This is a genomic window from Lacticaseibacillus jixianensis, assembly GCF_003946485.1.
Taxonomy (GTDB): domain Bacteria; phylum Bacillota; class Bacilli; order Lactobacillales; family Lactobacillaceae; genus Lacticaseibacillus; species Lacticaseibacillus jixianensis.
This window is the reverse complement of sequence record NZ_RHOJ01000007.1, coordinates 32,949-58,805: the sequence shown is the minus strand read 5'-3', so window position 1 is coordinate 58,805 and position 25,857 is coordinate 32,949. Positions and strand designations below refer to the sequence as shown.

General features: G+C 58.0%; 24 protein-coding genes. 5 read left to right on the top strand and 19 right to left on the bottom strand.

The features are described from left to right. Nucleotides 1-49: 49 nt before the first annotated feature. The 5 genes from EKM85_RS04775 to EKM85_RS04755 are packed head-to-tail and all read right to left on the bottom strand — an operon-like array spanning nucleotide 50 to nucleotide 3,805. Complete coding sequence (locus tag EKM85_RS04775) at nucleotides 50-877, bottom strand: DUF72 domain-containing protein (RefSeq protein ID WP_125585129.1); 828 nt, start codon at nucleotides 875-877, stop codon at nucleotides 50-52. After that, complete coding sequence (locus tag EKM85_RS04770; protein ID WP_125585128.1) at nucleotides 870-1,343, bottom strand: NUDIX domain-containing protein; 474 nt, start codon at nucleotides 1,341-1,343, stop codon at nucleotides 870-872. Before EKM85_RS04770 ends, EKM85_RS04775 begins: the two co-directional genes overlap by 8 nt. 22 nt (nucleotides 1,344-1,365) lie before the next feature. After that, a complete protein-coding gene (locus EKM85_RS04765) occupies nucleotides 1,366-2,052 on the bottom strand; it encodes an NAD-dependent protein deacylase (RefSeq protein WP_125585127.1) in 687 nt (228 codons plus the stop codon). A 10-nt stretch (nucleotides 2,053-2,062) separates the two neighbouring features. Further along, complete coding sequence (locus EKM85_RS04760) at nucleotides 2,063-2,995, bottom strand: hypothetical protein (RefSeq protein ID WP_125585126.1); 933 nt, start codon at nucleotides 2,993-2,995, stop codon at nucleotides 2,063-2,065. A 33-nt stretch (nucleotides 2,996-3,028) separates the two neighbouring features. Beyond that, a complete protein-coding gene (locus tag EKM85_RS04755; RefSeq protein ID WP_125585125.1) occupies nucleotides 3,029-3,805 on the bottom strand; it encodes a PHP domain-containing protein in 777 nt (258 codons plus the stop codon). Between the two features lie 62 nt (nucleotides 3,806-3,867). Here EKM85_RS04755 and EKM85_RS04750 point away from each other — a divergent pair, with 62 nt between their 5' ends. From EKM85_RS04750 to EKM85_RS04740, 3 genes are all read left to right on the top strand, one after another. Beyond that, complete coding sequence (locus EKM85_RS04750; RefSeq protein ID WP_125585124.1) at nucleotides 3,868-4,377, top strand: YbhB/YbcL family Raf kinase inhibitor-like protein; 510 nt, start codon at nucleotides 3,868-3,870, stop codon at nucleotides 4,375-4,377. A 70-nt stretch (nucleotides 4,378-4,447) separates the two neighbouring features. Next, the gene (locus EKM85_RS04745) at nucleotides 4,448-4,987 is read left to right on the top strand and encodes a dihydrofolate reductase family protein (protein WP_125585123.1); all 540 of its coding nucleotides are present in this window, start codon (nucleotides 4,448-4,450) and stop codon (nucleotides 4,985-4,987) included. Between the two features lie 197 nt (nucleotides 4,988-5,184). Further along, nucleotides 5,185-5,688 (top strand): NUDIX hydrolase, encoded by a 504-nt coding sequence (locus EKM85_RS04740; protein ID WP_125585122.1) that lies wholly within the window; start codon nucleotides 5,185-5,187, stop codon nucleotides 5,686-5,688. A gap of 59 nt (nucleotides 5,689-5,747) precedes the next feature. On the opposite strand, the gene EKM85_RS04735 is transcribed toward EKM85_RS04740, so the two are convergent. The 4 genes from EKM85_RS04735 to EKM85_RS04720 form a co-directional block, all read right to left on the bottom strand. Next, the gene (locus EKM85_RS04735; protein WP_379882313.1) at nucleotides 5,748-6,731 is read right to left on the bottom strand and encodes a DUF1002 domain-containing protein; all 984 of its coding nucleotides are present in this window, start codon (nucleotides 6,729-6,731) and stop codon (nucleotides 5,748-5,750) included. A gap of 97 nt (nucleotides 6,732-6,828) precedes the next feature. Next, nucleotides 6,829-7,773: a Ppx/GppA family phosphatase gene (locus EKM85_RS04730; protein ID WP_125585121.1), complete on the bottom strand. Its 945-nt coding sequence runs from the start codon at nucleotides 7,771-7,773 to the stop codon at nucleotides 6,829-6,831. Continuing rightward, nucleotides 7,770-9,959, bottom strand: a complete 2,190-nt coding sequence (locus EKM85_RS04725; RefSeq protein WP_125585120.1) for an RNA degradosome polyphosphate kinase — start codon at nucleotides 9,957-9,959, stop codon at nucleotides 7,770-7,772. The genes EKM85_RS04730 and EKM85_RS04725 overlap by 4 nt, the downstream gene beginning before the upstream one ends. Next, nucleotides 9,956-11,485 (bottom strand): Ppx/GppA phosphatase family protein, encoded by a 1,530-nt coding sequence (locus EKM85_RS04720; RefSeq protein ID WP_125585119.1) that lies wholly within the window; start codon nucleotides 11,483-11,485, stop codon nucleotides 9,956-9,958. The genes EKM85_RS04725 and EKM85_RS04720 overlap by 4 nt, the downstream gene beginning before the upstream one ends. Nucleotides 11,486-11,647: 162 nt before the next feature. Between EKM85_RS04720 and EKM85_RS04715 the strand changes: the two genes are divergently transcribed. Beyond that, complete coding sequence (locus EKM85_RS04715) at nucleotides 11,648-12,565, top strand: aldo/keto reductase (protein WP_125585118.1); 918 nt, start codon at nucleotides 11,648-11,650, stop codon at nucleotides 12,563-12,565. 145 nt (nucleotides 12,566-12,710) lie between these two features. Here EKM85_RS04715 and EKM85_RS04710 read toward each other — a convergent pair whose 3' ends face one another. From EKM85_RS04710 to EKM85_RS04690, 5 genes are read right to left on the bottom strand one after another with little or no spacing between them, the layout of a single operon-like run. Beyond that, nucleotides 12,711-13,721 carry a GDSL-type esterase/lipase family protein gene (locus EKM85_RS04710; protein ID WP_125585117.1) on the bottom strand — a complete coding sequence of 337 codons (1,011 nt, stop codon included), beginning with the start codon at nucleotides 13,719-13,721 and terminating at the stop codon, nucleotides 12,711-12,713. Between the two features lies 1 nt (nucleotide 13,722). Beyond that, nucleotides 13,723-15,765, bottom strand: coding sequence for a beta-galactosidase (locus tag EKM85_RS04705; protein ID WP_125585116.1), 2,043 nt, complete (start codon nucleotides 15,763-15,765; stop codon nucleotides 13,723-13,725). A 53-nt stretch (nucleotides 15,766-15,818) separates the two neighbouring features. Beyond that, nucleotides 15,819-18,056 (bottom strand): alpha-galactosidase, encoded by a 2,238-nt coding sequence (locus EKM85_RS04700; RefSeq protein ID WP_225418934.1) that lies wholly within the window; start codon nucleotides 18,054-18,056, stop codon nucleotides 15,819-15,821. Further along, the gene (locus EKM85_RS04695; protein ID WP_164510662.1) at nucleotides 18,028-18,504 is read right to left on the bottom strand and encodes a DUF3284 domain-containing protein; all 477 of its coding nucleotides are present in this window, start codon (nucleotides 18,502-18,504) and stop codon (nucleotides 18,028-18,030) included. Before EKM85_RS04695 ends, EKM85_RS04700 begins: the two co-directional genes overlap by 29 nt. 22 nt (nucleotides 18,505-18,526) lie before the next feature. Then, a complete protein-coding gene (locus EKM85_RS04690) occupies nucleotides 18,527-19,831 on the bottom strand; it encodes a PTS sugar transporter subunit IIC (protein ID WP_125585114.1) in 1,305 nt (434 codons plus the stop codon). Nucleotides 19,832-19,960: 129 nt separating this feature from the next. Here EKM85_RS04690 and EKM85_RS04685 point away from each other — a divergent pair, with 129 nt between their 5' ends. After that, on the top strand, nucleotides 19,961-20,812 hold the full coding sequence (locus tag EKM85_RS04685) for an AraC family transcriptional regulator (protein WP_125585113.1): 852 nt from the start codon (nucleotides 19,961-19,963) through the stop codon (nucleotides 20,810-20,812). Between the two features lie 65 nt (nucleotides 20,813-20,877). On the opposite strand, the gene lepB is transcribed toward EKM85_RS04685, so the two are convergent. The 5 genes from lepB to trpS form a co-directional block, all read right to left on the bottom strand. Beyond that, nucleotides 20,878-21,492 carry a signal peptidase I gene (gene lepB / locus EKM85_RS04680; RefSeq protein WP_125585112.1) on the bottom strand — a complete coding sequence of 205 codons (615 nt, stop codon included), beginning with the start codon at nucleotides 21,490-21,492 and terminating at the stop codon, nucleotides 20,878-20,880. Further along, complete coding sequence (locus EKM85_RS04675; protein WP_125585111.1) at nucleotides 21,476-22,858, bottom strand: MATE family efflux transporter; 1,383 nt, start codon at nucleotides 22,856-22,858, stop codon at nucleotides 21,476-21,478. Before EKM85_RS04675 ends, lepB begins: the two co-directional genes overlap by 17 nt. A gap of 154 nt (nucleotides 22,859-23,012) precedes the next feature. After that, on the bottom strand, nucleotides 23,013-23,882 hold the full coding sequence (locus tag EKM85_RS11640; RefSeq protein WP_191987291.1) for a TPM domain-containing protein: 870 nt from the start codon (nucleotides 23,880-23,882) through the stop codon (nucleotides 23,013-23,015). A 10-nt stretch (nucleotides 23,883-23,892) separates the two neighbouring features. Further along, on the bottom strand, nucleotides 23,893-24,480 hold the full coding sequence (locus EKM85_RS04665; RefSeq protein ID WP_125585110.1) for a LemA family protein: 588 nt from the start codon (nucleotides 24,478-24,480) through the stop codon (nucleotides 23,893-23,895). 93 nt (nucleotides 24,481-24,573) lie between these two features. Next, on the bottom strand, nucleotides 24,574-25,590 hold the full coding sequence (trpS, locus tag EKM85_RS04660) for a tryptophan--tRNA ligase (protein WP_125585109.1): 1,017 nt from the start codon (nucleotides 25,588-25,590) through the stop codon (nucleotides 24,574-24,576). Nucleotides 25,591-25,857 lie beyond the last annotated feature (267 nt).

The window sequence follows — 25,857 nt, the reverse complement described above, 5'->3', positions numbered from 1 at the left end:
ACGCCGAGTTTCATATGGTTTCAAGTATAGCATTTAGGCCGGCTGGCGGTTAGAACAAATCCAGCTGACGCGGGCCAAGGCCCTGGTAGGTCAGGCCGAGGTCCGTGATCATCTGCTGCGCGTTGGCCGCCGCGTCGTGATGCCCATTGTTGTTAAAAATCACGATCACCTGCTGGGCCTGGCGCGCCAGCTGCTGCGCAACTTGGCCAAGCGCGGCCAGCTCGGTCTGATCGTACCGGTAATTGGTCCGCTCGCTGCGCCACTGGGCCCCGCCGCGCTGCCAGCCGGCCACGTTGCGCCCGTGCAGCCGCATGATGGCTAGCGCCGGGTCAGTGACGGCAGCAACCAGTGGCACACTGCCGGCAGGGGTTTGCGGTTCATCGACCACCACATGGCTAAAATGCAGCTGCCGCAGCAGTGCCAGCGTCTGCTGCCGGTAATCAGGCAGGTACCAGCCGGCATTGCGGAATTCCACCGCCACCGGCAGGGTCGGGTAAAGCGCGCGGATCCGCATCAAAATGCGCACGTTTTGCACGCTGGCCCCAAAATAGGGCGGCAGCTGAAACAAAATGCTCGCCAGCTGACCGCTCGCCTGCATCGGTGCCAGCGCGCGCCGCAGTGCGGTGAAATCGGCGCTAGCATCGTGCGGTTCGGTTTGCTCGTGCGCCGACATGGCCGCCGTGGCCTTGACAATGAATTGAAACCGCGGCGGCACTTGCCGCAACCACCGGGCCACCGTCTGGGCGCTGGGGACGGCGTAGTAGGTCGTATCCAGCTCGACCACCGGAAAAATGGCCGCGAGATCCGCTAGCGTGCTGGTACGGCCCGCAGTCAGGCTGGGGTGATCCGCCACGCTGGTCAGGCCAACATTAATCATCGTTTGCCACCGTCAGACTCAGGAACCGATCGCCGGCAAAATCAGACCGCAGCGTGACGTTTGTTCCTTGTTCAAAGTACGGGAGCATGGCCGCCAAATCCGGCACCAGGCCCAGGTTATCTGGGGCCTTGAGCCAGTCCGGTGCCATCGCGGCGACAATGCCCTCGCGCGTTTGCATGGGAAGCGTCAGCTCCTGGCTGGTGTGGGCCGTGAACAGGAAGAGATCCCCTCGCAGCGCCTCGTCAACGTACCAGTGCACCAGCCCGCAGGCATGAAAGCGGTCCGGCGGCAGCATCAGCCCCGACTCTTCGTGGAATTCGCGGGCCATCCCCTCGAAGGGGGTCTCCCCTGGTTCCACCTTACCGCCTAGTCCGTTCCACAGGCCCCGATAGGGCGGCTTGGCCCGATTGATCATTACGACGCCGGTTTTGGTTGATACCAAGCCAACGGTTAATTGTTTGGTCATGCTTATCACCTCGATCGCTCATCTACAGCTTGGCAAACACGGCGGTCGCGTCCCCAAGGACCATGTGCGCCCCCGCGGGCAGTGCGATCGGCTCCCGGTTGACCGCCGCCAGGACCGCGTCCGGCCTTGCATACCCGATCAGGCCGGCAAACGGGTAGACCTGAAAGCTCGTCCCCACCACCACCAGCAGATCCGCCTGCCGAATAGCACTCACGGCGCGCGCGATCACATTTGGCTCGATGGGCTCACCGTACAGCACGATCCCCGGGCGCAAAACGCCGCCGTCCGCCTCGTGAACATCCGACTTCAGGTACGTCTGGTAGTCAAAATGCCGGCCGCAGGTTTGACAGAAAATATTGTAAAGATTGCCATGAAACTCGATCACGTGTTTGGCACCACCCTTTTGATGCAGGCCGTCAACGTTTTGGGTGACGATGGCGCCCTTCTCATTCGTGATCGCAGCCATCTTTTCGTGGATCACGTTGGGCTTGGCGTTTGGGTAATACATTTTCTTGACCACCCAATCGTGAAAGGCCTGATGGTGCAGGCGCAGATTATCGTCCGAAAGCGCCTCTTCCGGGCTGGCGAGGTCGGAATACAGCCCGCCCTTGCTGCGGTAATCGGGAATGCCGGACGCCGTCGACACCCCGGCACCGGTCATAAACGTCACAAATTGGGCTTGAGCAATGGCTTCCTTAAGATCAAACATCGCGCGCCTCCTAGCCGCGAATCGCGTAATCCACCTTGTACTGGAGCAGCACCGTCTTAAGCGGCGTCTGGTAAAGCTGCTGGAATCCTTCCGCCGACAAATTGGCCAAAGGCAGCACAAAGGCGTTCTGCCCGTCGCCCTTACCCAAGGCAACGTAGGCCCGCTTTTTGGTCGTGCGGTCGATCATTTCACTGTGCAACACTTCGAACGTCTGGTTCAGCGCCAAGCGGAGCTGCCGCTCGGAAAGGATCGGCGGCAAGGTGGCGAACTCCGCGTTGGCGGTCGCCTGAAACCCATGCTTTTGCAAGATCTGATCGAACTGCCACCACAGCCGCACGACCATGCGGCGGAAGTCAAACGGCCTGGTGCACGGCTTCGCCATCAGCGTCGTGTAAAGCTGCTGGGCCAGTGGCAAGGCGTCCGCGTAGTTAGCACCCCAGTATTTGAGCTGGCCCTTGCTGCCGCCTTCAAACGCCACCAGCGCATCCAGCAGCGTCATCACGCAGTAAACCAGCTGGTCCGGCCGCGGCGTCTTCGGCAAGACCGCCGTCACCCCCGCCGCCAGCTGCTTTTCGACCGCCGGGGTCAACACCCCCAGCTTGGCCTGCGCGGCGCGGATCGGCAGGTGCAGCGCCGCGTTGTACAGCGCCGTCCCCACCGCAAAGAACTGCTGGTCCACTTGCGGCTCGCCCGTCGCCAGCCGGTACTGCAGCGGCGGAAAGCCGTCCGTCACCAGTTTCATGTGCAACAGCTCATGGCTGAGGGTGTAGTCCACATTGGTGGTGTCGCTGATCCTCAGCTCAAGGTGGCCATTGGGCAGCAGTTTCTGCGTCGATTGGGTGTGCGTGAGGACCCCTGAGGCCGGCCCGTCGATCACCACGTCTACCGGCATGGTGTAATGCTGTTTCACTTCATCCAGCAAAATCGAAATTTCTTCGTTCATCAGTTTGTTCCTCCTCGATTAACCGCTTGCGCCTTAAAAGCGCACCAGCTGTGGGCGATGCTGCTCGTAAAAGGCCACCTTGGTGAACCCGGTCCGCCGCAGCATCTGCTTGGCCGCTGCGAACCCGCTTTGCAGTTTCTCGGCCGTATGACTATCCGACCCCAAGGTGATCAACTCGCCGCCGGCCGCGCGGTACCACGGCAGCACCAGCTCGTACAGCTCGGCATCCTGCCAGCGATCCATTGACTTCGTGTTGACCTCAAGTGCCATGCCGCGCCGGACCACTTGGCCGAAGATGGCCTGCAGGCACGGCTTGGCCCATGCCTCAAGCTGGGCCGGGGTCACATCCAGCACCCGCAACCCGTAATCAAAATGTGCCAGCACGTCCCCGTAAGTGGTCTGCTCAAGCCCCGTCAGCATCCGCTCAAAGTAGGCCTGCACGTGTGCTTTCGGCTCCCGGCGGCGAAATATGGGATCCTGAAAGTCGTGATGACCATCGTGGTGGAAGCTGAGCAGCACCAGGTCAAACGGCTGGGCGGCGAGATAGCGGGCAAGATCAGCACGCCGCGGCGCGTAATCGCCGCATTCGATTCCGCGCAGAAACCGGTTCGCGTACCGGCGCTTAAGTGCGGTGAGCTTGGCCGAGTACGCGGCCTGATCCGGTTCATCGTCTCGCCCGCCATCGTCGGGATTGGCGAGTTCAAGGTGCTCCGTCGTGATAAAAGGCGCCGCAGTCTGGGCGAGGTAGTCTTCGAACTGCGCGGTTGAATCAAACGAGAAATAGGTGTGCACGTGCTGGTCATACTCCATTGTAAGCCCGCCTTTCCGGTTCGTGGTACTCTTAAGTTAACGCTAACAGGAGGCGAATGACAATGGAAGTAAACGTTCCGACAACAAACGGCTACCTCGCCGACAAATTCGGCAAGTATGCGCCGGAAGCAGACAAGCATGCCGGCACTCCGACCCGCAGTTTCCCCATTGAAATCAAGGATGCACCCAGTCAGACGCAGACTTTCGCGCTGTGGTTGATCGACTACGATGCGGTGCCGGTGTCCGGCTTCCCGTGGATCCACTGGACCGCGGCCAACATCCCCGCCGGCACGACGGTGATCCCAGAGAACGCCAGCCATGACGGCAGTCTGTCCATGATTCAAGGCCATAACTCCACTGCTGGGCGAATCGTCGGCAACACCGACCCGCTGACAGTCACCGGTTATGTGGGTCCGCAACCGCCCAACGCGGATCACGCCTACACACTGACCGTTTTTGCCCTGGACAGCGCACTAACTTTAGCAGACGGCTACTGGCTCTCCGAACTGCGTCATGCCATGGCTGGGCATGTGCTTGCCGAATGCACCGTCGATCTTTGGTCGCGGCGGTGATTATGAAAGTCTGAGAAACCGTTTTCTTTTGTGCTACAATTAACTTAATCAAACAGAAGAGGGTGGTTGGATGTCTCGCAATGTGATTTTGTACCTTACCGAAAGTCTTGACGGTTTTATCGCTGAACCCAACGGCAGCACAGATTGGCTGCGCAAGTTGAACTCCAGCGCAGGAGACGACGCATACCAAGGCTTCTACCAAAACGTCGACACGGTGCTGATGGGCCGCAAGACCTACCAGCGCGCGCTCAAGCTCGCCGGGACCTATCCTTACCAAGATAAGGAGTCGTACGTCTTTTCGACCACACTGCACGATACTGACGACCCGACCACCGTGGTTGCCGGCAACATTCCGGAATTCGTTCGCCAATTGAAAGCGAAAAAAGGCGGCGACATTTGGCTGGTGGGCGGTGCCGATATCTTCACCGAACTGCTGAAAGCGGAGTTGATCGATAAGCTGACCATCACCATTGCCCCGGTCCTCTTGGGCGACGGGATCAGCCTTGTGTCCACGAACCTGACGGACGTCCCGCTGAAGCTGGAGAGCACCATGCAGCACGGCCAGGTGGTCACGCTGACTTACCAAGTCTGCAAGCAAGCCGAAGAATAAGCCTGGACGACTGCGCCCCAAACCGGTGTCGCCCAAAGGACAAACGCCTCTGCGCCGCGTTTCTAGAAGCGCGGCCCAGAGGAGTTTGCGTGCTTGGCAGTGTTTGCCAGAACGCACCGCGGCTTTTCGGGCTTACCCTTTTTGCATCTGCAGACCCCGACGTGTAAACTAAGCCTTCCAAGAATGGGGGCGGCAAAATGATCACCGATAAACTGAACGAACCATGGGATCTTTATGACCGGAAATTTAACCTCGTCGGCAAGCAGCGCCGCAAAGACCCGGTGCCGCACGGACTGTATCACCTGACCGTCGCGCTCCTGGTGTTCGATGGCCACGGCCGGCTGCTCGTGCAGCGCCGCAGTCCGCACAAGCTGCACCGGCCGGGCTGCTGGGACCTGGCCGCCGGCGGGTCTGCGCTGCGCGGTGAATCAAGTGCCCAGGCGGCGGCACGCGAGCTGCACGAGGAACTCGGCCTTACCGCTGACTTTACCCAGGAATCGCCGGTCGCGACCCTGTGGCACGCCTCCTGGGTCGAGGTCGTGTACCAGGTCACCTTCCCCGGGCTGACCGTGGCCCAGCTCGTCCTGCAGAAATCGGAGGTCGCGGCAGTGGCACTGTTGCCGCTTCCCGCCGCAACTGCCCGCTTGGCCGGCAGTGATACCGACTGGGCCGCAGTGGTGCAACGGGCCCGGCACGACTAAAAAATCGCCTCACGGTTGCGCGCAGTTGCGGGCAATGCCGTGAGGCGATTTTGATCTGCTTAGCTGAACAGGCTTTGGATCCAATCACCCAAAGTCTCGAAGAAGTTCACGATACTATCCCAGAGCCGCTGGAGGAAGTTGCGGTTTTCTGGGGTATCTAGGCCCTTCAGCTTGCTGAACAGGCCTTTGGCGCTGGCTTGAATGCTGGACGCCAGCTTGTTTGCCTGCGCCTTGAAGTCGCTGCTTTTCAGCGCGCCAGAGTTTTGGATCTTGACCAGCAGGTTGATGATCTGCGTGCGCTGGTTGTTGTTGATGACCGTGGTCAGGTTGTTCTGCTTCAGCTGACTGTCGACAATGTTGCCAATCTGATTCTGCGACAGTGTCTGCGTGCCGCTGTTGCTCTGACTAGCCATCTGCGACTTCATCCCCGCCACGGCGTTGTTCAGCTGCTTATCGGAGTAACCGTCCTGGCCCTTGTTGGCCTGGGTGATGCCAGACAAGGTGTTGACCTCGTCTTGGGCGGCGGTGATCTGCGATGAGTTCAGGGTCTCGCCATTTTGCGCGAAGGCGGCATAGACCCCCGCCAAGGCGCCGGAGCCGTCGATCTTGACCGCACTGGTGATGTAGATGTTGGCGTTGCTGACGCCGGCGGTCAGTGCCGCGTTGCGGTACTGGTCAGCGGTGATGGTCGTGATGTTATTGACCCCGTTATAGTCCACGATCTGAACGTTGATGCCGCCGCTGCTGGTCTTTTGCACCAGCGCGCTGGACCATACCCCAGAATTGGGCGTGAACGACGACCCCGCCGGATTGAGATACTTAACTAGCGTGCTGCCGTTGACGGTCAGCTGCGTAACATCGCTGACGCTGGCCGCATTCTCTAAGGTGGTCAAGGTCCCGCTCTTTTGGGCAGGGGTCAACGAGACCCCTAACGTCGCTACTGGCGTCCATGTGTCTGCGGCGTGCACGGACGCTTGCTGAACGCCAGCCATGCCGACCAGCGTGGTAGCGGCCGCCGCTAACGCAAAAAGCCATTTTTTCATGTGTTTGCTCCATTTCTAGTTGATAGTTCAGTTATACCAAAAGTCGCCTGACTGCATGCGCATTCGGGCGGCTTTTAAGCAAAGCTTTGGCAATCGGTTAAGGCTCGTTCACCGCAAAGTTCTCGGTGGTGGTCAGATACTGATACAGTGCGCCTTCTCGCAGCCCATTTTGCGAAAACATCAGCCGATCACAGTCGATGTAGCGCAGCATTGTGATCACCGGGGTCAGGCCGCCAATGATGATGTCCGCCCGTTCGCGCGCCAGCCCAGGGATCTCCTTGCGCGCCGTCAGGTCCTTGCCCAGGACGTCGGCGTATATTGCATTGGCGGCAGTCGTCGACATCCGGTAGCCATGGATATCCTCGTAGTTGCCAAGCGCCTCACGCCGGCGCTGAATCTTGGCGAGGGTGCGGTTAGAGCCGCCCAGGGCAACGATTGGCAAGTTCAGGGCCTTACGCAGCCACCAGACCCCGTTCAACATTGTTGAGAGATCGGTAATGAGGTTGAACAGCTCCACCGGTTTAACGCGGTCTGCGCTCAGGTAACGCTCTGACAAATTGACCGCCCCCACCGGCAGCGAAATGCGGTGGGCCAGCTTGCGACTTTGCACCAGGGCCAGCTCTGTCGAGCCCCCGCCGGTGTCCATGATCAGCGCATTTTGGATCGGCAGGGTGTTGACGACCCCCAGGTAATCCAGCTCGGCCTCACGGCTGCCGGAGATCACAGTAATTGCAAGGCCCGTCTCCGCCTTGACCCGAGTCAGGAAGGCCTTCTGGTTGGCAGCGCCGCGGGCCGCCGCCGTTGCCAGTACGTCCAGCTTTAGCGGGTGAAACGCGCGCAGGGCCGTCGCAAACTTCTTCAGCGCCGCGATGGTGCGCACCATCGCCGGCTCCTTCAACGTCCGCTCTGGCCCCATCTCCTCGGACAGGCGAACCATTTCCTTGAGCTTAACCACTTCCTTTGGCGTCCCGTCAGTAGTCATTGGCCACACTGAAAGCCGCGCTGAGTTGGAGCCCAGGTCGATCACGGCATAGTAATTCATCGCTCATCCTCCTGGCTTTGCGGCGCCGTGAGCGGCGTGAAGTGACGCGCGCTGGCCGGGTCCACCGGTGCTGCTTGCTCCTTGTGTGCCGCCTGAGCGGCAGTCTTCGCCGCTGCTTCCTCGAGGAACGTTTCCTGGGCATTTTGCGGGTTGACCCCGCGGCGGTCGACGCGCGTCCACGAATCGTCAGCCTGCAAGACCCGCGTTTTCACGTTATCGTCCCATAGGGTGTTGAAAATTTGGATGATCCGATCGTGAATATCGTCCTGCATGATTGGGAACAGCAGCTCAACGCGCCGCGACAGGTTGCGCTTCATCAGGTCCGCAGAGGACAAGTAAAGGTGCTCCGCCCCGCCAGCGTAGAAGTAGTAGATCCGACTGTGCTCCAAGAACCGGCCGACGATCGAGTGGACCGTGATGTTCTCAGACACCCCGGGGATCCCCACCTTGAGGTTGCAGATCCCGCGCACGAGCAGGTCGATCTTAACCCCTGCGGCAGAGGCTTTGTAAAGCGCCAAAATCATGTCCGTGTCCGAGAGGGAGTTCATTTTCATCCGGATCACGGCCGGCCGGCCCGCCTTCGCCTCGGCGATCTCTTCGGCGATCCGCTCCTTGAGAAAGTCGCGGATCCCCAGTGGCGCGATCACCAGCTTGTTAAAGTAAGCCGGCTCGGAAAAGCCCGAAAGCATGTTGAAAATGTTCGACGCGTCCGTGCCCATTTCGGTGTCCGCGGTGAAAAGGCCCATGTCGGTGTAAACGCGGGCGGTCACGTCGTTGTAGTTCCCCGTCGCCATGTGCATGTAGCGGCGAATCCCGTCCTCATCGCGGCGCACCACCAGCGCCAGCTTACTGTGCGTCTTCAGGCCAACCAGTCCGTAGATCACGTGGCAGCCGGCGCGCTCCAGCTCCTGCGCCCAGTGGACGTTATTTTCCTCATCAAAACGTGCTTTGAGCTCGACTAGGACCGTCACCTGCTTGCCATTTTGCGCGGCCAGTTTCAGGTAGGAAATAATCGGTGACTTGGAGGAGACCCGGTATAAGGTCATTTTCACGGCCAGCACCTGCGGATCCAGCGCGGCCTGATGGATGAATTCAACCACCGGGGTGAAGGAATCATACGGATGCTGCATGAAGATATCGTGATCCCGAATCTGGTCAAACAAGTTGCCCTGAACCAGCTGCTGATTAAGGTAGGGCTTGAATGGCGGGTACACCAAGTCGGCGTGCCCGCGCACCTGCTTGACCAGCTTGGACAGCACGTTGAGATCAATTGGGCCCTTGATGGCGTAAATCGCACTTTCCTTTTCGACCCCGAGGCCCTTGATCAGCCGCTTGCGCAGATACTTGCTCATGTCAGCATCGATTTCCAGCCGCATCACTTTGCCGCGCTGGCGCTTTTTGAGCTGGGACTGGATCTCCTTCATTAAATCGGATGCGTCCTCTTCGGCCACATCGAGGTCCATGTCGCGCGTCACCCGAAACAGCGCCGTCTCGCGAATCGTGGCGCCGACGAACAAGTCGTCCAGGTGTTGGCGAATGACGTTCTCAAGCAGGATGAACTCGTTATCGCCGCCTGGCAAGCGTAAGACCCGCGGGAAGACATCAGGGACCTGCACCATGGCAAAGCTGCGATTCTTCTCATCCTTGTCGTCTTTACCCTCGTCTTCCGGGCGTTGGAGCCTGATGGCCAGATTTAAGGAGTTATTCGCCAAAAACGGAAACGGCCGGGTCGGGTCGACCCCCATCGGCGTGAGGACTGGGTACAATTCTTGGTCAAAGTAGTCCCGGCAAAAGTCCGCCTGCCGCTGCGAAAGCTGATCGATGCCCAGCAAGTGAATATCCAGTTCGTCTAGTCGCGGCATCAAGGAGCGCGTCCAGGTCGAATACTGCTTTTCGACCATCGCGTGCGCGTCCTTGGCGATCCCGGCAAGCTGCTGCACCGGCGTCAGCCCCGCGGCGTCAGGCGTTTGGTAGTCGACCGCGACCATTTTGCGCAGGCTCGCCACCCGGACGTTGAAGAATTCGTCCAAATTGCTTTGCGTGATCGCCAGAAACCGCACCCGTTCAAGCAGCGGGTTGGTCTTATCACGGGCTTCTTCGAGCACCCGGTCATTGAACGCCAGCCAGCTCAACTCACGGTTGGTAAAGTGCTTAGGATCGTCAGACTTGATTTCATTCTTGCTCATAGCCGCGTCTTTCCTTTCAGCTCAATTGGCAGCCCGTAAACAGCAGCGAAGAATTCACCCTTCGTGTTCAGGGACCAACGTTCCAGTTCAACATCATCGTTTGCCGTCGCCGTTAACAGGACCCGCTCGTCTTGCAGGGAAACGCGGATCTTTTCGATCTTCTGCTGGCGAGACGCGTCCAGGGCATCCGCAACCCGCAGCAGCGCCGCCAGTTTGGCAATGACCAGGCGCCGGGCGGTGTTGAATTCCGTCAAGTCAGACAGGTCGGTCTGCGGGGTGTCGCTGGAATGGTAACGCGCGATGGTCGCCACCATCCGCTGTTCCGGCGCCGTCAGACCAATCAGCTCTGACGCCTGGATGATGTAGTCCGAGTGCTCGTAATGTTTGTGGGTATCGACGTACGCACCAATGTCCGTGACGGTTGCCGCGATCTCCAGGAGCAATCGTTCACGCTTGCCCAGTCCGTGCAGTTTTTTCAACCGATCGAACAGCTGCAAAGCGTACTTGACCGTGAAATCCCGGTGCTTGGGGTCGACCATGTAGCGATCGGCGAGGTTGCGGGCAGAGATGAGGATCTCGTGGTCGGGATCGATGGCCACCGCCTTCGAACCGAACGCCGAAGCCGCACTGACCTCCAGCCCGTCCAGCAGCTTCAGATCCGAGATCCAGATCTCCTCTGAGTTCAGGCTCTTGATCAGCCGGTAAACCAGGAGCACCGTTGGCAGCACCTGCGAGGTCTCACTGGCGGTCAGCTCGTAGTGCTCACTCAGGTACTGATCGGACGCGCGCGTTAGCTCCCGGTACAGCAGCTTGAAGCCCTCCCGGTCGATCTCGACGGTGCCTTGGCCGGTGGGGATCAGCGCCCCAAACACCGACAAGGCCGACCCCATCAGGATGACGTGCGGGTAGTGTTGGTTCTTCGGCAGCAGCCGCATAAAATCGGCCAGCCGTGAGTCGATGTAGTCGCGCATCACTTCGACGGGGTTCGGCACCGTCCGCTGCAAGTCGGACATCACTTCGAAGACGCGCAAGGGCCCCAGCGAAAGGTTCCGCGAAAAGCCGAAATCGCCGTCGGCAAAAGCCGTCAGCTCCACCGAGCCGCTGGAGATGTCGATCAGGACCGTGCCGCTGTTCGTCACCTTGTCGAAGTCCGGAAACTTCCCCAGCACCGCCTGCGTGCGATAAAACGACTCCTCTGATAGGGTCAGCATCGCCACCGTAAGGCCGGTGCGACTCAGGAGCTGATCGCGGACAAATTGGGCGTTTTCGGCCTCAAAAAAGCTGTGGCTACCCACGACTTTGACTTGAGCAACGCCGTAGTCCTTCATCAAGCGGTCGATCGTCCGGAGGGCCACCGCCAGCTGATCGACGGTTTCGGGTTCGATCTCGTGAGTGGCAAAAATATCCTCGCCGGTCGAAACTGGGTAGGCGCCCCGCTCCACTTCCTTGAGCGTGCGCAGGTCGGTAATACTGAAAAAGACAAATTGGGCACCGATGACGACAAACCCGCGTTCAGATGCTGCCATGATCAAACCCCTCCTTTTATCCCCCATCATAGCATGGTCAACCGGTTCTGCGAATGGCAATAGCCCACATGTAACAGCTTTCAAAACCCACCTGGGTGTGCTAATGTGAAGAAGAATTGGTGTGCACCCATACTGCACGATCACTGAAGGAGGAATTACGATATGAAGCATTTGAATCTCGGCAATGTCGGCGTCTCTGTGTCCGCAGTGGCGCTGGGCGTCATGCGGATCACCAAGCTGGACGTGGCTGATGCGACCAAGCTGATCGAAAGCGCCCACGACGCTGGCGTCAACTTTTTTGATAACGCCGATATCTACGACGGCGGTAAGGCGGAGACCCTGTTCGGCCAGGCGCTGAAAAACGCCAACTTTTCGCGCGACGATGTGATCGTCCAAAGCAAGGTCGGCATCGTACCTGGTCAGCGCTACGACTTTTCCAAGCAGCACATCGAGGCCGCCGTGGATGGCTCCTTGAAGCGCCTTGGCTTGGACTACTTGGACGTCCTTCTGCTGCACCGTCCAGACGCCTTGATGGAGCCCGCCGAAGTCGCTGAAGCGTTCAACGATCTGCAGGCCGCCGGCAAAGTCCGCCACTTTGGGGTTTCCAACTGCAATCCAATGCAGATCGAACTGCTGAAAAAAGCGGTAAAGCAGCCGCTGGTGGCTAATCAACTTCAGTTTGCCGTCACCCACACTGGCATGATCGACAACGGTATCCACGTGAACATGACGGACGACCGCTCTGTTGACCATGACGGCTCCCTTCTTGAGTATTCGCAGCTCCACGATATGACCATCCAGGCCTGGAGCCCGTTCCAGGCCGGCTTCTTCGGCGGCCCCTTCATTGACAACCCGAAGTTCCCGAAGCTCAATGCCAAACTCCAGGAGCTGGCCGACCAGTACCACACCAACTCTAGCGCAATCGCGGCGGCCTGGTTGATCCGCGTCCCTGGCACCCAGGTCATTGCTGGCACGACCAACGCCAAGCGCATTGCTGACATCGCTGAGGCCGGAGACATCACCTTGTCTCGCCAGGAGTGGTACGATGTCTACCTCGCCGCGGGCAATGATCTGCCTTGATGTCCTAATTGCCTGCCAGCAGAAACCACTGAACGGATTTTACCTAAAATGCAAGCACCCCTGCGCTGCGATTCTACTCAATCGCAATGCAGGGGTGCTTGTTTACTGGTCGTGGCGTGAGGAAACACCCTCGCCCCCTTTTGGCTCACACTTGGTTCGGCGAGGGACCTGCCACACTGCCGCTGGCGATCATGAAATCACCGAGCCGACGCGCAATTTTGGCCATTCCCACCGCCGTCGGATGCAGCAGGTCGGAGCTCAAGTCGGTCAACTGGGCCAGCAGCTGAAGGCCGCTGACATACGGGAGCTTGCCTTGACATTCCTCCTGGACGATCTGCCTAAAGGCCCTGACCTTTTCCGGGGCGGCGGGATAATCTGTCACCACCATATCGGTGGCGACCACGGGCCGTGGGTCGGCCGCAAACGGCGCGATAAAGCGGCGGACCCGCGCGCGAAAAGCGGCCGGCGAGAACGCGTCAAGCATATTGATGCCAAGCTCTAAAGAGGCAAACGTCCAGTCCTGCCGGGCCGCCAAGTAATCTGCCAGCGCCGGCTCCAGCCAGGCAGAACCCGGAAAACCGAAGTTCAACAGATCTGCCTGAAACCGGTCAGCAATCAACTGGGGATAAGTGGCCAACGGATTGAGCGCCAGCGAACCGTGCGTGATGGAAGAGCCATAGGCCAGGTACGTCTGTTTGGGCATCTGCTGGGCCCGCGGAACAGATATTGCACCGGTCGCTCCCCAGTAATAGGTGCGGCAGTACGGCAAACAAATGCGGACCACAGCCGGATCAAACGCCAGGTTCGCCGCGCGTGCGACTTCTTGCAGCCGCTTCAGGTTGGCCGGCGCCGAAATGGTGACCGGCGTTGGTACCGTCGTCAAGATCCGATTCGCCGCCGCCCAAGTGCCAGGGAAGCTGCCGTACCGAATGTAGGCCACCTGGGCCTCTGCGGCCGCCTCCACACTGAGGGTCAATTTGACCGTAGGCGCCTGCATGACAAAACGCAGCTCAACGCCGCTGGCATCGGATGACGTATGCGTAGCCGGTTCGTCTAAGCCCGCAAAGACCGCCGCCGGCACCCGGTCGAGCAAGGGACCGGCCTTAGTGGCGCGGATCCGGGCCACGTTATGGAATAAGATCCCGTCTTTTTCCACGCTAGGCACGCTCCTTTGCGATAACGACTCGGTAAGGGGTCAAGACCAACTGACCAAGCAGTGGCCCGTGGCTTTCGCAATCGATCAGCGGCCGCGCAAGGGAGATGGTCTGAGGGCAACTGCTGAAATTCATGATGAAGTAAGTCCTCTCACCTTGACCCACCCGGCTTTGGATGGAAACTGCGGGATTGGGCTTGGCCACCAGGCGGGCCAGTTCGGCCTGGACCACCGGTAGTGATGCATACAGTACGTTCAGCAGATCCCGTTTGGTGCGCGGGCCAATATAATACGCAGTGCCTTGCCCAAAACGGTGCCGGGTGATGGCTGGGCTACCCGCATAGAAATCATCCTGATAACGGCCCAACACCTCTGCATCCACCGGCTCGATCAGCTGATTGTAGTCGTGAGTTTCAAACTGTTGCCCGGCGAAATCAACGTGATTATGTTCGTCAGGATACACCGAGTCGAACTCCCCCAACTTGATGCCAAAGGTCTCCTGAAGAGGCGCCGGCCAGCCGCCAAGGTAAACCGAATCATGTTCGTCCACAATGCCAGTAAAGTAGGTTGCCACTAGGGTCCCCCCCTGGCTCACGTAAGCGCGCAACCGCGTCATCAGCTCCGGGCGCATGAGGTACAGCATCGGGGCAATCACGAGATCATACTGCCTGAAATCGTGGTCGACCGGGACCAAGGTGACCGGAATGTCATGTTGCCAGAAATAGGCGTAATGATCTTCAAGCGTCTGAAAGTAGCGCTTGCGGTCCCGCCCGAACGCCGCTTCACGATGCTGCGCCCAAAGCACATCCCAATCGTACACGATCCCCACTTTGGCCTGCCGTTTCGCCTTGCGCAGCCCAGCCAAGGCTGAAAGCCGCGCCCCGTAAGCTGCCACTTCCTTGAAGACCCGGGTGTCGTCACTACCATCATGGCCGATCACGGCCCCGTGAAACTTCTCAGAGTTGGCGCGGGCGGCGCGAATCTGGAAGTAAAGTGAGCCTTCCGAACCATGGGCGATCTGCTGGAAAGACGCTAACGCATGGACCCCGGGTCGCTTCAGCTTAGCTACTGGCGTATTCACGCGCGACGGGGCAGACTCCATCACCAAGAACGGCTGCTCTTTCAAACCATAAAAGGTGTCGTGAACGAACGCGGTCTTCATTGCCGTTTCGGCCAGTGGTTCATAATCATTGTTCCACTGTGGGTAGCTGTCCCAAGAGACGAGGTCAACGTGCTTGGCAAACGCGCCGTAATCGAGGCCCTGAAGCGGGATAAAGTCGTGGCCCGGGCCTTCAGCCATGAAGTTCGTGGTCACCGGCACTGCCGCATTGGCGGCGCGCAGTGGGGCCACTTCGGCGTCAAAGAAATCGATCGTGATTGCCGTGTTAAACCGCCGCCAGTCAAGCGCCATCCCGTGGATTTTGGTTGAAGCCAGTTGACTGGGCACTTTGATCTGATGCCAAGAAGAGTACGTCCCACCCCAAAAACTCGTGAGCCAAGCGTCATTCAGGGCCTTCAGTGTATGGTACTTAGCCTGCAGCCAACGCTGCCAGTTGGCTTCACATAAATCGCAAAAGCACTCCCCTGAATACTCGTTGGACACGTGCCACATCGCCAAGGCCGGATTTTGCCCGTAACGCTCGGCCAATTTGGTGTTGATCAATTTCACCTTGGCGCGATAGACCGGGCTGGAATAGCAATGATCGTGGCGAAATCCGTGGGTATGCCGCTGGAGCCGCTCGTCGACGCGATTGACCTCTGGATATTTCTCGCTGAGCCATTGCGGCCGCGCGCCACTGGGCGTTGCCAAAATCACATTGCCGCCAAGCTGGTTCATGCGGGCAAAAATATCGTCCATCCAGGAAAAGTCAAAGTGGCCTTCTTCCGGCTCGAGCGCCGACCAAGCAAAGACGCCCAAAGTAATGGTATTGATGTGCGCCTTTTTCATTAAGGCAAAATCCTGATCGATGATGTCTGGATAATCCAGCCACTGATCTGGGTTGTAGTCGCCGCCATGCAGCAATTTTTCATCGACATTGAAATTCATTACTCGTTATTCCTCCCTGTTAATAAAACAGCCGCCAAACGCGGCGGCTGTCCTTAGACGGCGATCAGGTGCAATAGGCACGACTGATAGTCGCCGCTAAATTTTGCGGTGTCAGCATTGACACCGTTAAATTGAACCGGCAGCGGGACCCCGACGTGCCGCAGCACACTTTCGGCAAAAACGGTGGTTTGTCCGGCAATGCGATAGCGCTTTGCGGGATCCAGAAACGGCAATTTCAGCCGATCCGCCACGGTTTGCCCCGGTGTTGCCAAGACCCGGAAGAACCCCACTAGTGCCTCAGAGCAATTGACGTTGACGACTGCCCACGCGTACTCATTCTGATTATCGAGCGTCGGTGGCAAAAGTTCAAACTGTCCGTTCAGCACCAATTGCTGCTCTTGCCGGTACTGGTCGACTTGCGCCTTGAGTGCTGCCAACTCCTCTGTGCTCAGTTTCATCAGGTCCAGCTCGTAGCCCAGGACGCCGAACGTTGCGACATGATACCGCATCGAAAGCGGCGTAGTGCGTCCGACCTGACCATTCGGGACGCTGGTCACGTGATTACTCATCGCACTGAGCGGGTAGCCCAGGCTCGTGCCCAGCTGAATCTTTAGCCGTTCCACGGCATCGCTGTCATCCGATACCCAGACTTGCGGCGAGTAAAATAGGATACCGAGATCAAAGCGGCCACCGCCGCCAGCACAGCCCTCGATCAGCAGATGAGGCCGCGCCTTTAAGAGCTTCGCATAAAGGGCATAAACCCCGCGGATGTACCGGTGGAAAAACTCACCTTGCGGCCGCCCAGCGGCAGCCAGATATGCCGAGTACGCTTCCGTGATGTCACGATTCATGTCCCACTTGATGTAATCGAGTTGGGTTTCATCAATCACTTTCATCATCTGGGCGAACACGTTGTCAACCACCGCCGGATTGGCGAAATCGAGGACATACTGATGCCGGCCGATCGAGCGGCGGCCTTGCGGCGGGCCAACGACCCAATCAGGGTGCTGCTTGATCATGGTCGTCCCCGGCGACACCATCTCAGGTTCAAACCACAACCCGAACTGCAGGCCGGTTTGGTGGATCGCGTCCGCAAAAGCTTTGAGCCCGCGGGGAAACTTACGCCGGTCCACCGACCAGTCCCCCAATGACGAGTCATCTGCATCGCGGCGGCCGAACCAGCCATCGTCCAGGACAAAGCAATCGATGCCGATTTGCTTTCCGCGCTTGGCAAGCGCAAGCAAATGGTCGGTATCAAGGTCAAAGTAGGCGGCTTCCCAGCTGTTCACCACGATTGGCCGCGGCCGACCCTGCCAGTATGGCGCAATAATATGACGATTCGTGAAGTTTGCCGCTTGCTGGGCCAGGCCGTTGACCCCTCGGTCAGAGTACAGCAGAACTGCCTCCGGAGAGGTAAAACTGCTATGTGGCTCTAACTGCCACTCGAATTGCGAAGGATGGATGCCGCTCATCAGCCGGGTCTGCTGCCACTCATTCACTTCGGCGGAAGCGAGGAAATTGCCAGAGTAGATCAGATTGACCCCGTAGGCACTGCCGCTGCGCAGCGTCCCAGGTTGGGCCACTAGCGCAACAAATGGGTTTTGCTGGTGACTGGAAGCGCCATGAAGTGATTCAACGGCGACCGTACCTTGCGCAAGCGACTGGGTTTGGACCTGCCGTTCACGGGCCCAGTTCCCCGATAGATGGAGAAACGAATAGTCAGCATCGGGTAAGTCCAAGGACGCACTCAGACACCGCGTCAGGGTGTACGTCCGCGCCGCGTCATTTGAGACCGTGACCCACCGCACCACCGCCGCCGCATCTGGAAACAGGACATAGTGCAAGACCACTTTGATCGCCCAGGTCTGGTCGACTAACGTGATGGCCAGCCCGTCGGCGTGTTCGCCAAACGCACCAGGGTTAGCCAAGTCACGAGGCTTGCTGGCTGTCACCGAGTAGGACTGGTATTTCAAGTCCGGATAAAGCGGCATTTGGTCTGCCTTCAGTGCTAAGCTGCCCTGCCGATAATCGGTCGTCCCATAGACCGGCAATTCCTGCATGGTGTCAGCGAGGCTGAATTGGTGATCCGTGGCACTGAACTTTACGGTGCCACCCGATTTGCTGACCGGTGCCGCCAGCGCATCTAACTGCGTCTCATCCAAATCAAGCCGAGGCCCGAAGTACAAATGACCAAGCTGCCCATTCGGGAGCACATCGATGACATAGCTGACCTGATCATTACTCAGGTGGAAATACTTCTCATCAAATATTTGCAGCGTCGTTGGAATCACCTACTTTGCTTTCACCGGCAGCAGACTGTTCGATCCACTGCATTCTTTTTTTAATATTATGCCGATAAAGCAGCGTGTAAGCCCAGCCGACCCAAGAGAAACTGCGTTCAAAGTTGCGTTTCTTGAAAGTATTGGTCTCACTGTAGGTCACTTTCGTTCCCCGTGCAGTGGGGCTCAGTTGATAAGTCGTCGTGATCTCACCTGCAGCGTAACTGACCTTCAGGGTAAAGGTCCGCTCCGGGATCAGTGCGGTCACTGTCATCATGGCTGCCACTGGGGCTTTATCGGTCTTTGTTCGAAGGGTCGTGGTCACAGCGGTCCCCACTGCCAGCTCATGAATGCCTGCATTGCGACTGTTGAAGTACGCCAACTGCGAGGCCATGATGGTCGCGTAAACCGCAGCCACCGGCTGAGCCATTTCATAAGTGTAAGCCATTGTTTTGGCCATCATGATCCCTCCAATTCAGTGCCTATTGCTCAGTTGCTGCGCTCTCAGCCTCTTTTTGAGCCTGCGCTTTTTCTTCGTTCAGGTACTGCTTATCCAGCACCTTCAGGAACGGGATCCAGATCAGCGTAGAAACGACGACAATGACGATCTGAAGCAGCCCGCCGCGCCAAGAACCGGTGGCAAGCCAGCCTTGCAGAATGATCGGGGTAGACCAAACAACCGTCGCGCCAGTCGGGTATGGGACCAGCCCAGTGGCAAAGGCGAAGTAGGAAATCGTGGTCATGATCAGTGGCACGACGATCCATGGCAGGAAGATCGTTGCGTTCAGGACCATTGGCACCCCAAAAGTCATGGGCTCACTGATGTTGAAAATAGACGGCACCGAAGTCAGCTCCATGGTGTGCTTTAAGCGTGAGGAACGCGCAATGTAAAGCCCGGCCAGCGAAATTCCGAGGATCATCCCGGAAGTTTCAAAACTGCCAGCAAAAGTTGAGCAGATGATGTGAGGAATCGTCTTGCCGGCCTGGTAGGCATTAAAGTTCTGGATATCCAAGGCCGCATAAATTGGTGAGACGACTGAGTTGACCAGCAGTGTCCCGTGAATCCCAAACCACCACAGGAACTGGGAGAAGAAGAGCACCACGAGGGTCGCTGGCAAGGTGGCACCAAGCCCTTGAATCGGGACCTGCAACACATCATAAATGAAGTCAAAGGCGTTGCCCCATTGGGTGAAGGTAAACAGCCAGCGGATGAGCGTGAAGGTCAACAGCGCTGCCGAACCAGGAATGACGGCAACGAAGGACTGGGCAATTGCCGGTGGAACAGATTCTGGCATCTTGATCGTAATATTGGCATTCTCAAGCTTAGCGTAAATAATGGTCGAGAAGACCCCTGTCAGCAGGGCAACAAACATCCCTTTTGACCCCAGGAGATTAATATCAATGAAAGAACCCGCCTTGGTGCTGGTGATTGGCAGGAGCATGACAAACGCCGACAGCGCGATCCCGCCAGCGTATAACTTGGTCGCATGGTAGTGGCCAGCCAAGTGGTAGGCCACCCCAAAGACAACAAACAACGAGGTAATATTCATGGTCGCGTTAGAAACTGGGCCAAGAAAATTGTTTAAGAAGTCGGTGACGGCTTTTGGCATGTACTGCGCAAAGCCAAAAGTAGTCGGTAAATTCTGGATGATGATCATGATGGATGCGAACATAGTAGCAGGGAACGCCACCATGAACCCATCTCGGATACTCATGAGAAACTTATTTTGTGAGAACTTGGTCGCCAGGGGCAACACTTTCTCATTCATTGTATCTTGCAAACTCATGTGATTCACGCCTCCTTGGGCTTGATGATAGCAAAAATCAAACTGAATTTTGTAAATCGATTTACAAGGGTTATGATAGCGGCGTGTAAGCCCTAACAAAATAGTAGAATGTTGAGGTAACCTGTCCAAATGTCGACAAATTATGAAGCAAACCGAATCGATGACTTTTCTAGCCTGAACCGTAACAGTAACTTGGATATTAACGTCTATACCTGTGGGAGCGAGCGCTGCGAACCAGACCATGCGTATGGCCCGACCGTCCGCAGCGGTTATATGGTTTACTTTGTCTTAGCCGGCGAGGGCAGCTATACCGTTCGCAATCAGTTTTACGCATTGCACAGCGGCCAAGGCTTTATCATCGAGCCGCACACGCTCATTCGGTTCCAAGCCGACCATCACCAGCCGTGGACGTACTTATGGATCGGGTTTTCCGGCCGGTCCGCCGGGCGCTACCTGCAGACCACGACGTTGAATAACGCCCACCCCATCTTTGAGTTCGCTCAAACGGGCGCAGTGATCAGCGCCGCTCAAGCCGTGATCGCAGCTTCTCACACCAGTCGCAACCGCAACTTACTCATGACGGGCAAGCTTTACGAGTTTCTTTATCAGCTCAGTTCCACCTACCCCAGCACAGAGGTCAGAACCAGCCTAGACCAGAAAGAAGTACTCGAGACTGCCCTTTTTTTCATCGCCAATAACTACAGTGAGCAAATTTCGGTTAAGGAAATCGCTGCTTCGTTGCACATCGATCGTACCTACCTGCATCGCCTCTTCGTCAGGCATGTGGGGCAGTCGCCGCAGCAATATATTAAGAGCTACCGCATCCAGCGCGCCACGCAACTGTTATTAGAAACAAGCTACCCGATTCAAGTCATCGCCCACGCGGTCGGCTATCAAAATCCGTTTTCCTTTTCGAAGGCCTTCAGCCAATTGGCTGGTTGTTCACCGCGCAAATACCGGGCCCAGCATCACCCTCAGTGACGCCAAAACGTCCCTGCCCATCGCGCTCACCACGCCGCGACGAACAGGGACGGCTCTCCCTCAGCCTAGAAAAGCGTCTGGCGATTCAGCGGCCAGTACCGCCACTTCACCACGCCGACCACGGCGCTTTGCTTAATGAACCCGAACCGGCGGCTGTCATACGAGACGGGCCGGTTATCGCCGAGCACAAAGTAATGCCCGGTCGGCACCCGCTGGGCGGCGGTCGCCTTCAGCGTGGGCAGCGAGAAGCTGCTGGTAAACGCCGGACCGCTGCCGACCGTTCCTTTTTGCGCCGCTTCAAGGGCCACCGCCCGGCGGACAAAAGCGGCTTTCAGGAACGGTTCTGCCACCCGCTTGCCGTTGATGTAAAGCACGTCTTTGCGCACCATTACTGTGTCCCCGGGCAGGCCAATGACCCGTTTGATGTACTCATGGCCGGGGTCTTCGGGGCTGGCAAAAGTCACGATGGCAAACCGCCGGACCTGAGCGTTGCGACTGACCACCAGCCGGTCGCCCGGCCGCAACGTCTCGGCCATCGACTCACCGGCAACGCGCGCGTTAGCAAAAAACAGCCCCAAAATGAGTTGCACCAAGAACGTCGCGGCCACCACGGCCACCACGCAGGCCCCCCATTTGAGGCTGAATTTAAGCAGTCCGGCCTTTTTACTCGGCTTTTTCATCCGGCAGGCTCCTTTGCTGGGCTTGTGCTTGGGCGTCCTCCTTCTGCCGAATCTTGCGCATGGTCCGCACGTACATGTTGACCAAAACAAAGACGGACCCGATCCAGGCCAGCGGGTTGGCCATTGACGCCCCAGTGAACCCGAGGTGGGCGACAAGGACGATGCCGGCAAACGCGCGCATCATGAGCTCAAACAGCCCTGCAACAGTCGGCACCAGCGTGTGACCAAGCCCTTGAAGCAGGTTGCGCATCGTGAAGAGCACCGCGAGCAACCAGTACATGCTGGCGTTGTACTTGAAGTAGATCTGCGCCAAGGCGGTGACGGCGGGCTGATTTGGGCCCAAGAACAGGTTGACCAGTGGCTTGGAGAAGATAATGATCAACGCCCCCAAGACCGCTGAAATCCCAACGTTGAGCAGCAGCGTCTGCCGCACGCCGCGTCGGATCCGGCCGTACTCGCGTGCCCCCAGGTTCTGGGCCGCATAGGTCGCCATCGAGACCCCAAATGACGACGCCGGCAGCGTGGCCAGCTGATCGATCCGGCCCGCGGCGGTGTATGCCGCTACGGCATCGGTCCCCAGTGTGTTCAGCATGACCTGCAGAATGATCGAGCCGATGGCAATGATCGACATCGAAAACCCCATTGGCATCCCGACAATCAAATGGTGCTTGATCTCCGCCCAGTCGATGACCAGATCATTCTTGCTAATGTTGAGCAGTGGCACCCGCATTTTAATGTAACCCCAGCACAGAACCGCCGAGATCAACTGTGCGGTCACCGTCGCCCAAGCCGCCCCGGGAACTCCCCAGTGAAAGCCGAGGATAAAGGTGAACTCAAGGACGATGTTGATCACGGTGGCAATGATCAGGAAGATCAGCGGCGTGCGCGAGTCGCCCAGCGCCCGCATCATGTTGCTGAGCAGGTTAAAGGCCATCGAGGCAATGATCCCGTAGAAGATAACGCGTAGGAAGGCGACTGAGTCCTCCAGGATCGCTGGCGGGGTCTGCATCGCCACCAGAATTGGCCGTGTCAGCGCGGCGGCCCCGACGGTCAACACCAAGGCAATCGCAACACAGATCCAAATTGACACCCCAAAACTCTTGCGGACCCCGCGCTCGTCGCGGGCGCCATAGGCCTGCGCCGTCAGCACCGAAAGCCCGGCAGTCAGGCCCTGAGCGAACCCGATGATCAGAAAGTTGACCGACCCCGTTGCCCCGACAGCGGCCAGCGCATCCTTGCCAATGGTGCGGCCAACGATCAGGGCATCCATGAAGCTATATAGCTGTTGGAAAATATTCCCAATCAAAAGTGGAATGGTGAAAAAGAAAATTAACTTGATGGGATTACCCTTCGTAAGCGTGTGCATGTATGCCCTCCTCTGCGTCAATCAGACACTTGAATCACTGTAGCACAATTATTCAGAAGCGAAAGGGGGTCAGCGCACTTGATATAATTCCGTCACATTTTTCGCCATAAAAATAACGGCAGACTGAAAGCCGTCTGCCGTTGCTCCGATTCAATTAGATACCAGCGCCGCCGCCGCCAGAGGAGCCGCCGCCAAACCCGCCGCCGGAGCCGCCACCGAAACCACCGCCGCCGCCAAAGCCGCTGCCGCCGCCCCAGTGGTCATCGCGATTCGAGCTGGACAGCAGATCCCCGAGCAGCCACCAGAGCCAAAAGCCCGAGCCACCACCGCCGCGGCCGCCGCGGTGATTATTACCCCCGCTGAACAGCATCGCGAGCACAGCCACCGTGATCAGAACACCGAAAATGCCGCCCAGCACATTACCGCCGCCGTCATCTTCTTCATCCTGGCCTTGGTACTCGGCCAACTGGCTAGCCGTCACCGCGTTCTTGTCGGTTTTGAACTTGTACTTCTTATCAATGATGGTGGCAACCGCGTTGAACACATTGCGCAGCCCTTGGTTGACCTTGGCGGGATCCTTAGATTTGATCTTCGCCTTGTTAGCCTGCAGAATGCGGCCAGCCGTGGCGTCTGGCAGGTTACCCTCCAGGCCATAGCCCACCTCGATGAACAGGTTTTGCGCCCCGTCGTTGTCGGCGTACACCAGCAGGACCCCGTTATCGCTGGCCTTTTGCCCGACGCCCCAGCGGCTGAACAAAGCGGGCGCATACTCACCCAGGTCTTCACCGCCAGAGGACTTGATCACGGCAACTGCAACGGCAGGTTGCTGCTTAGTTTGCTCCCAGACGTGATTCTTGTCGTCAATTAGCTGCTGGGTCTTCGGCGCCAGCAGGTTCAGCTCATCGGTGTAGTAAGTGCCGCCGGTGGGCTTATCTGGATAGCTGACCGCCTGCACCGGCGTGGCGCGGGCAAAAATCAGCATCAGGGGCAACAAGAATAAAACGCTAAGCCAGCGTTTTTTCATGGCTAACCTCCTAATCGCCGAGGTCTACCTTCGGCACTTCGCTTGCGCCTGGATCAGCCTTAAAGGTTGGCTTCTGGCCTAAGCCCATCATTGAAGCAAACAGGTTCTTGGGGAACGTCACCACACTCTGGTTGTAATCACGCACACCGTCAATGTACCGCTTGCGTTCAACCGAGATCCGGTTCTCAGAGCCTTCCAGCTGCGTCATCAGCGTCTGCACGTTCGCGTTGGACGCCAACTGCGGGTAGCTCTCCTGGATGACGGAAACCAAGGTGCCGACACTGCTGTTCAGCTGGTCGTCGGCCTTCGCCTTCGCCGTGGTCGTGTTGGCCTTGTTGTAGTTCTCGCGGGCCTTTGCGATCGTGCCAAAAATCTTGTCCTCGTGCTTCATTGAACCCTTGACCGCACTGACCAGATTCGGCACCAAATCGGCGCGCCGTTGCATCACGTTTTCGACCTGACTCCACTGCGCCTCTACGGCCTGATTCTGTTTTTGCAGGGAGTTGTAAGTACTGATACTGTATATCGCGACAATCAGCGCCACGACGCCGATGACGATCCCTGTGATCGCCAGCGGACTGAATTTTTTCTTTTCCATCGCGTTCTCCTTCAATCGTTAGGATAAAAAACGGGTTGATACGCCTAGTGTAACATGTTTCAACACGGCGACATCAGCCCTAAGATTGAGGGACTATTTAAAATAGTTAAAGCCGATCGCATCCCGGACCTCATCCAGGGTCTGATTTGCGACTTCATTCGCGTGCTTAGTGCCAGCGATCAGCATCTCTTGCACCTGACCCATGTCCTCAGCGTACTGCGCCCGGCGCGTCCGGATCGGCGCCAGCACCTGCTCCATCACTTCAATGAGGTAGCGCTTGAGCTTGACGTCACCCAGGCCGCCGCGCTGGTACTGGTCTTTGAGCGAGGCCACCTGCTTCTTGTCCGGGTCGAAAATATCCAGGTAGGTGAACACCACATTGCCTTCGACCTTACCCGGGTCTTCCACGTGAATGTGGTCGGGATCAGTGTACATGGACATGATCTTCTTTTGCACCGTCTTCGCGTCGTCGGCGAGGTAGATCCCGTTGTTCAGCGACTTGCTCATCTTCGCGTTGCCATCGATGCCTGGCAGCCGGCCGCGGCCCTTCGGCGGGAAATACCCCTCTGGTTCGACCAGCACGTCCCGGTTGTAGGTCCGGTTGAACGTTCGGACGATCTCGCGGGTCTGCTCGAGCATCGGTTCCTGGTCGTCGCCAACCGGCACCGTGTCCGCCTTGAAGGCCGTGATGTCCGCCGCCTGGCTAACAGGATAGATCAAAAAGCCGGCCGGCACGGACGCGCCAAAGTCCTTCTGCTTGATCTCGGTCTTCACAGTGGGGTTGCGGTCCAGCCGCGCCACGGTCACGAGGTCAAGGTAGTACATGGTCAGTTCGGTCAGCGCCGGAACGCCGCTTTGAATCAGAATGGTCGACTTGGCGGGATCAATACCCACGGCAAGGTAGTCCAGGGCCACTTCCATCAAGGAGTTGCGAATCTTTTCTGGGTCCCGTGCATTGTCGGTCAGCGCCTGCGTGTCGGCGATCATGATAAACGTGTCGTAATCACCAGAATTTTGCAGGGCCACGCGGTTTTTCAGTGAACCAATGTAGTGACCGATGTGCAGCCGACCGGTCGGCCGATCACCGGTGAGAATTACTTTTTTTGCCATTGTGTTTTCCTCCATCTAATAATAGGCTGCGTAGGGCGCGTGGGTTTAGGGGAACAGGTAGCCTAGCCCACCGCCTTGGCGCCGCTTTTTGGCGACGAGGTGGTGGGCGTAGCTGGCTGCTTCCCCGTTGCGCGCTCGAAGCGCGACTGAATAGGCTGCGTAGGGCGCGTGGGTTTAGGGGAACAGGCAGCCTAGCCTACCGCCTTGGCGCCGCTTTCTGGCGGCGAGGTGGTGGGCGTAGCTGGCTGTCGGGCTAAGCGCGCTGGT

What these genes read in the sequence shown, in the direction of transcription:
- EKM85_RS04775 (WP_125585129.1), bottom strand. Translation starts at nt 877, where the DNA reads ATGATTAATGTTGGCCTGACCAGCGTGGCGGATCACCCCAGCCTGACT.
- EKM85_RS04770 (WP_125585128.1), bottom strand. Translation starts at nt 1,343, where the DNA reads ATGACCAAACAATTAACCGTTGGCTTGGTATCAACCAAAACCGGCGTC.
- EKM85_RS04765 (WP_125585127.1), bottom strand. Translation starts at nt 2,052, where the DNA reads ATGTTTGATCTTAAGGAAGCCATTGCTCAAGCCCAATTTGTGACGTTT.
- EKM85_RS04760 (WP_125585126.1), bottom strand. Translation starts at nt 2,995, where the DNA reads ATGAACGAAGAAATTTCGATTTTGCTGGATGAAGTGAAACAGCATTAC.
- EKM85_RS04755 (WP_125585125.1), bottom strand. Translation starts at nt 3,805, where the DNA reads ATGGAGTATGACCAGCACGTGCACACCTATTTCTCGTTTGATTCAACC.
- EKM85_RS04750 (WP_125585124.1), top strand. Translation starts at nt 3,868, where the DNA reads ATGGAAGTAAACGTTCCGACAACAAACGGCTACCTCGCCGACAAATTC.
- EKM85_RS04745 (WP_125585123.1), top strand. Translation starts at nt 4,448, where the DNA reads ATGTCTCGCAATGTGATTTTGTACCTTACCGAAAGTCTTGACGGTTTT.
- EKM85_RS04740 (WP_125585122.1), top strand. Translation starts at nt 5,185, where the DNA reads ATGATCACCGATAAACTGAACGAACCATGGGATCTTTATGACCGGAAA.
- EKM85_RS04735 (WP_379882313.1), bottom strand. Translation starts at nt 6,731, where the DNA reads ATGAAAAAATGGCTTTTTGCGTTAGCGGCGGCCGCTACCACGCTGGTC.
- EKM85_RS04730 (WP_125585121.1), bottom strand. Translation starts at nt 7,773, where the DNA reads ATGAATTACTATGCCGTGATCGACCTGGGCTCCAACTCAGCGCGGCTT.
- EKM85_RS04725 (WP_125585120.1), bottom strand. Translation starts at nt 9,959, where the DNA reads ATGAGCAAGAATGAAATCAAGTCTGACGATCCTAAGCACTTTACCAAC.
- EKM85_RS04720 (WP_125585119.1), bottom strand. Translation starts at nt 11,485, where the DNA reads ATGGCAGCATCTGAACGCGGGTTTGTCGTCATCGGTGCCCAATTTGTC.
- EKM85_RS04715 (WP_125585118.1), top strand. Translation starts at nt 11,648, where the DNA reads ATGAAGCATTTGAATCTCGGCAATGTCGGCGTCTCTGTGTCCGCAGTG.
- EKM85_RS04705 (WP_125585116.1), bottom strand. Translation starts at nt 15,765, where the DNA reads ATGAATTTCAATGTCGATGAAAAATTGCTGCATGGCGGCGACTACAAC.
- EKM85_RS04695 (WP_164510662.1), bottom strand. Translation starts at nt 18,504, where the DNA reads ATGGCCAAAACAATGGCTTACACTTATGAAATGGCTCAGCCGGTGGCT.
- EKM85_RS04690 (WP_125585114.1), bottom strand. Translation starts at nt 19,831, where the DNA reads ATGAGTTTGCAAGATACAATGAATGAGAAAGTGTTGCCCCTGGCGACC.
- EKM85_RS04685 (WP_125585113.1), top strand. Translation starts at nt 19,961, where the DNA reads ATGTCGACAAATTATGAAGCAAACCGAATCGATGACTTTTCTAGCCTG.
- lepB (WP_125585112.1), bottom strand. Translation starts at nt 21,492, where the DNA reads ATGAAAAAGCCGAGTAAAAAGGCCGGACTGCTTAAATTCAGCCTCAAA.
- EKM85_RS04675 (WP_125585111.1), bottom strand. Translation starts at nt 22,858, where the DNA reads ATGCACACGCTTACGAAGGGTAATCCCATCAAGTTAATTTTCTTTTTC.
- EKM85_RS11640 (WP_191987291.1), bottom strand. Translation starts at nt 23,882, where the DNA reads ATGAAAAAACGCTGGCTTAGCGTTTTATTCTTGTTGCCCCTGATGCTG.
- EKM85_RS04665 (WP_125585110.1), bottom strand. Translation starts at nt 24,480, where the DNA reads ATGGAAAAGAAAAAATTCAGTCCGCTGGCGATCACAGGGATCGTCATC.
- trpS (WP_125585109.1), bottom strand. Translation starts at nt 25,590, where the DNA reads ATGGCAAAAAAAGTAATTCTCACCGGTGATCGGCCGACCGGTCGGCTG.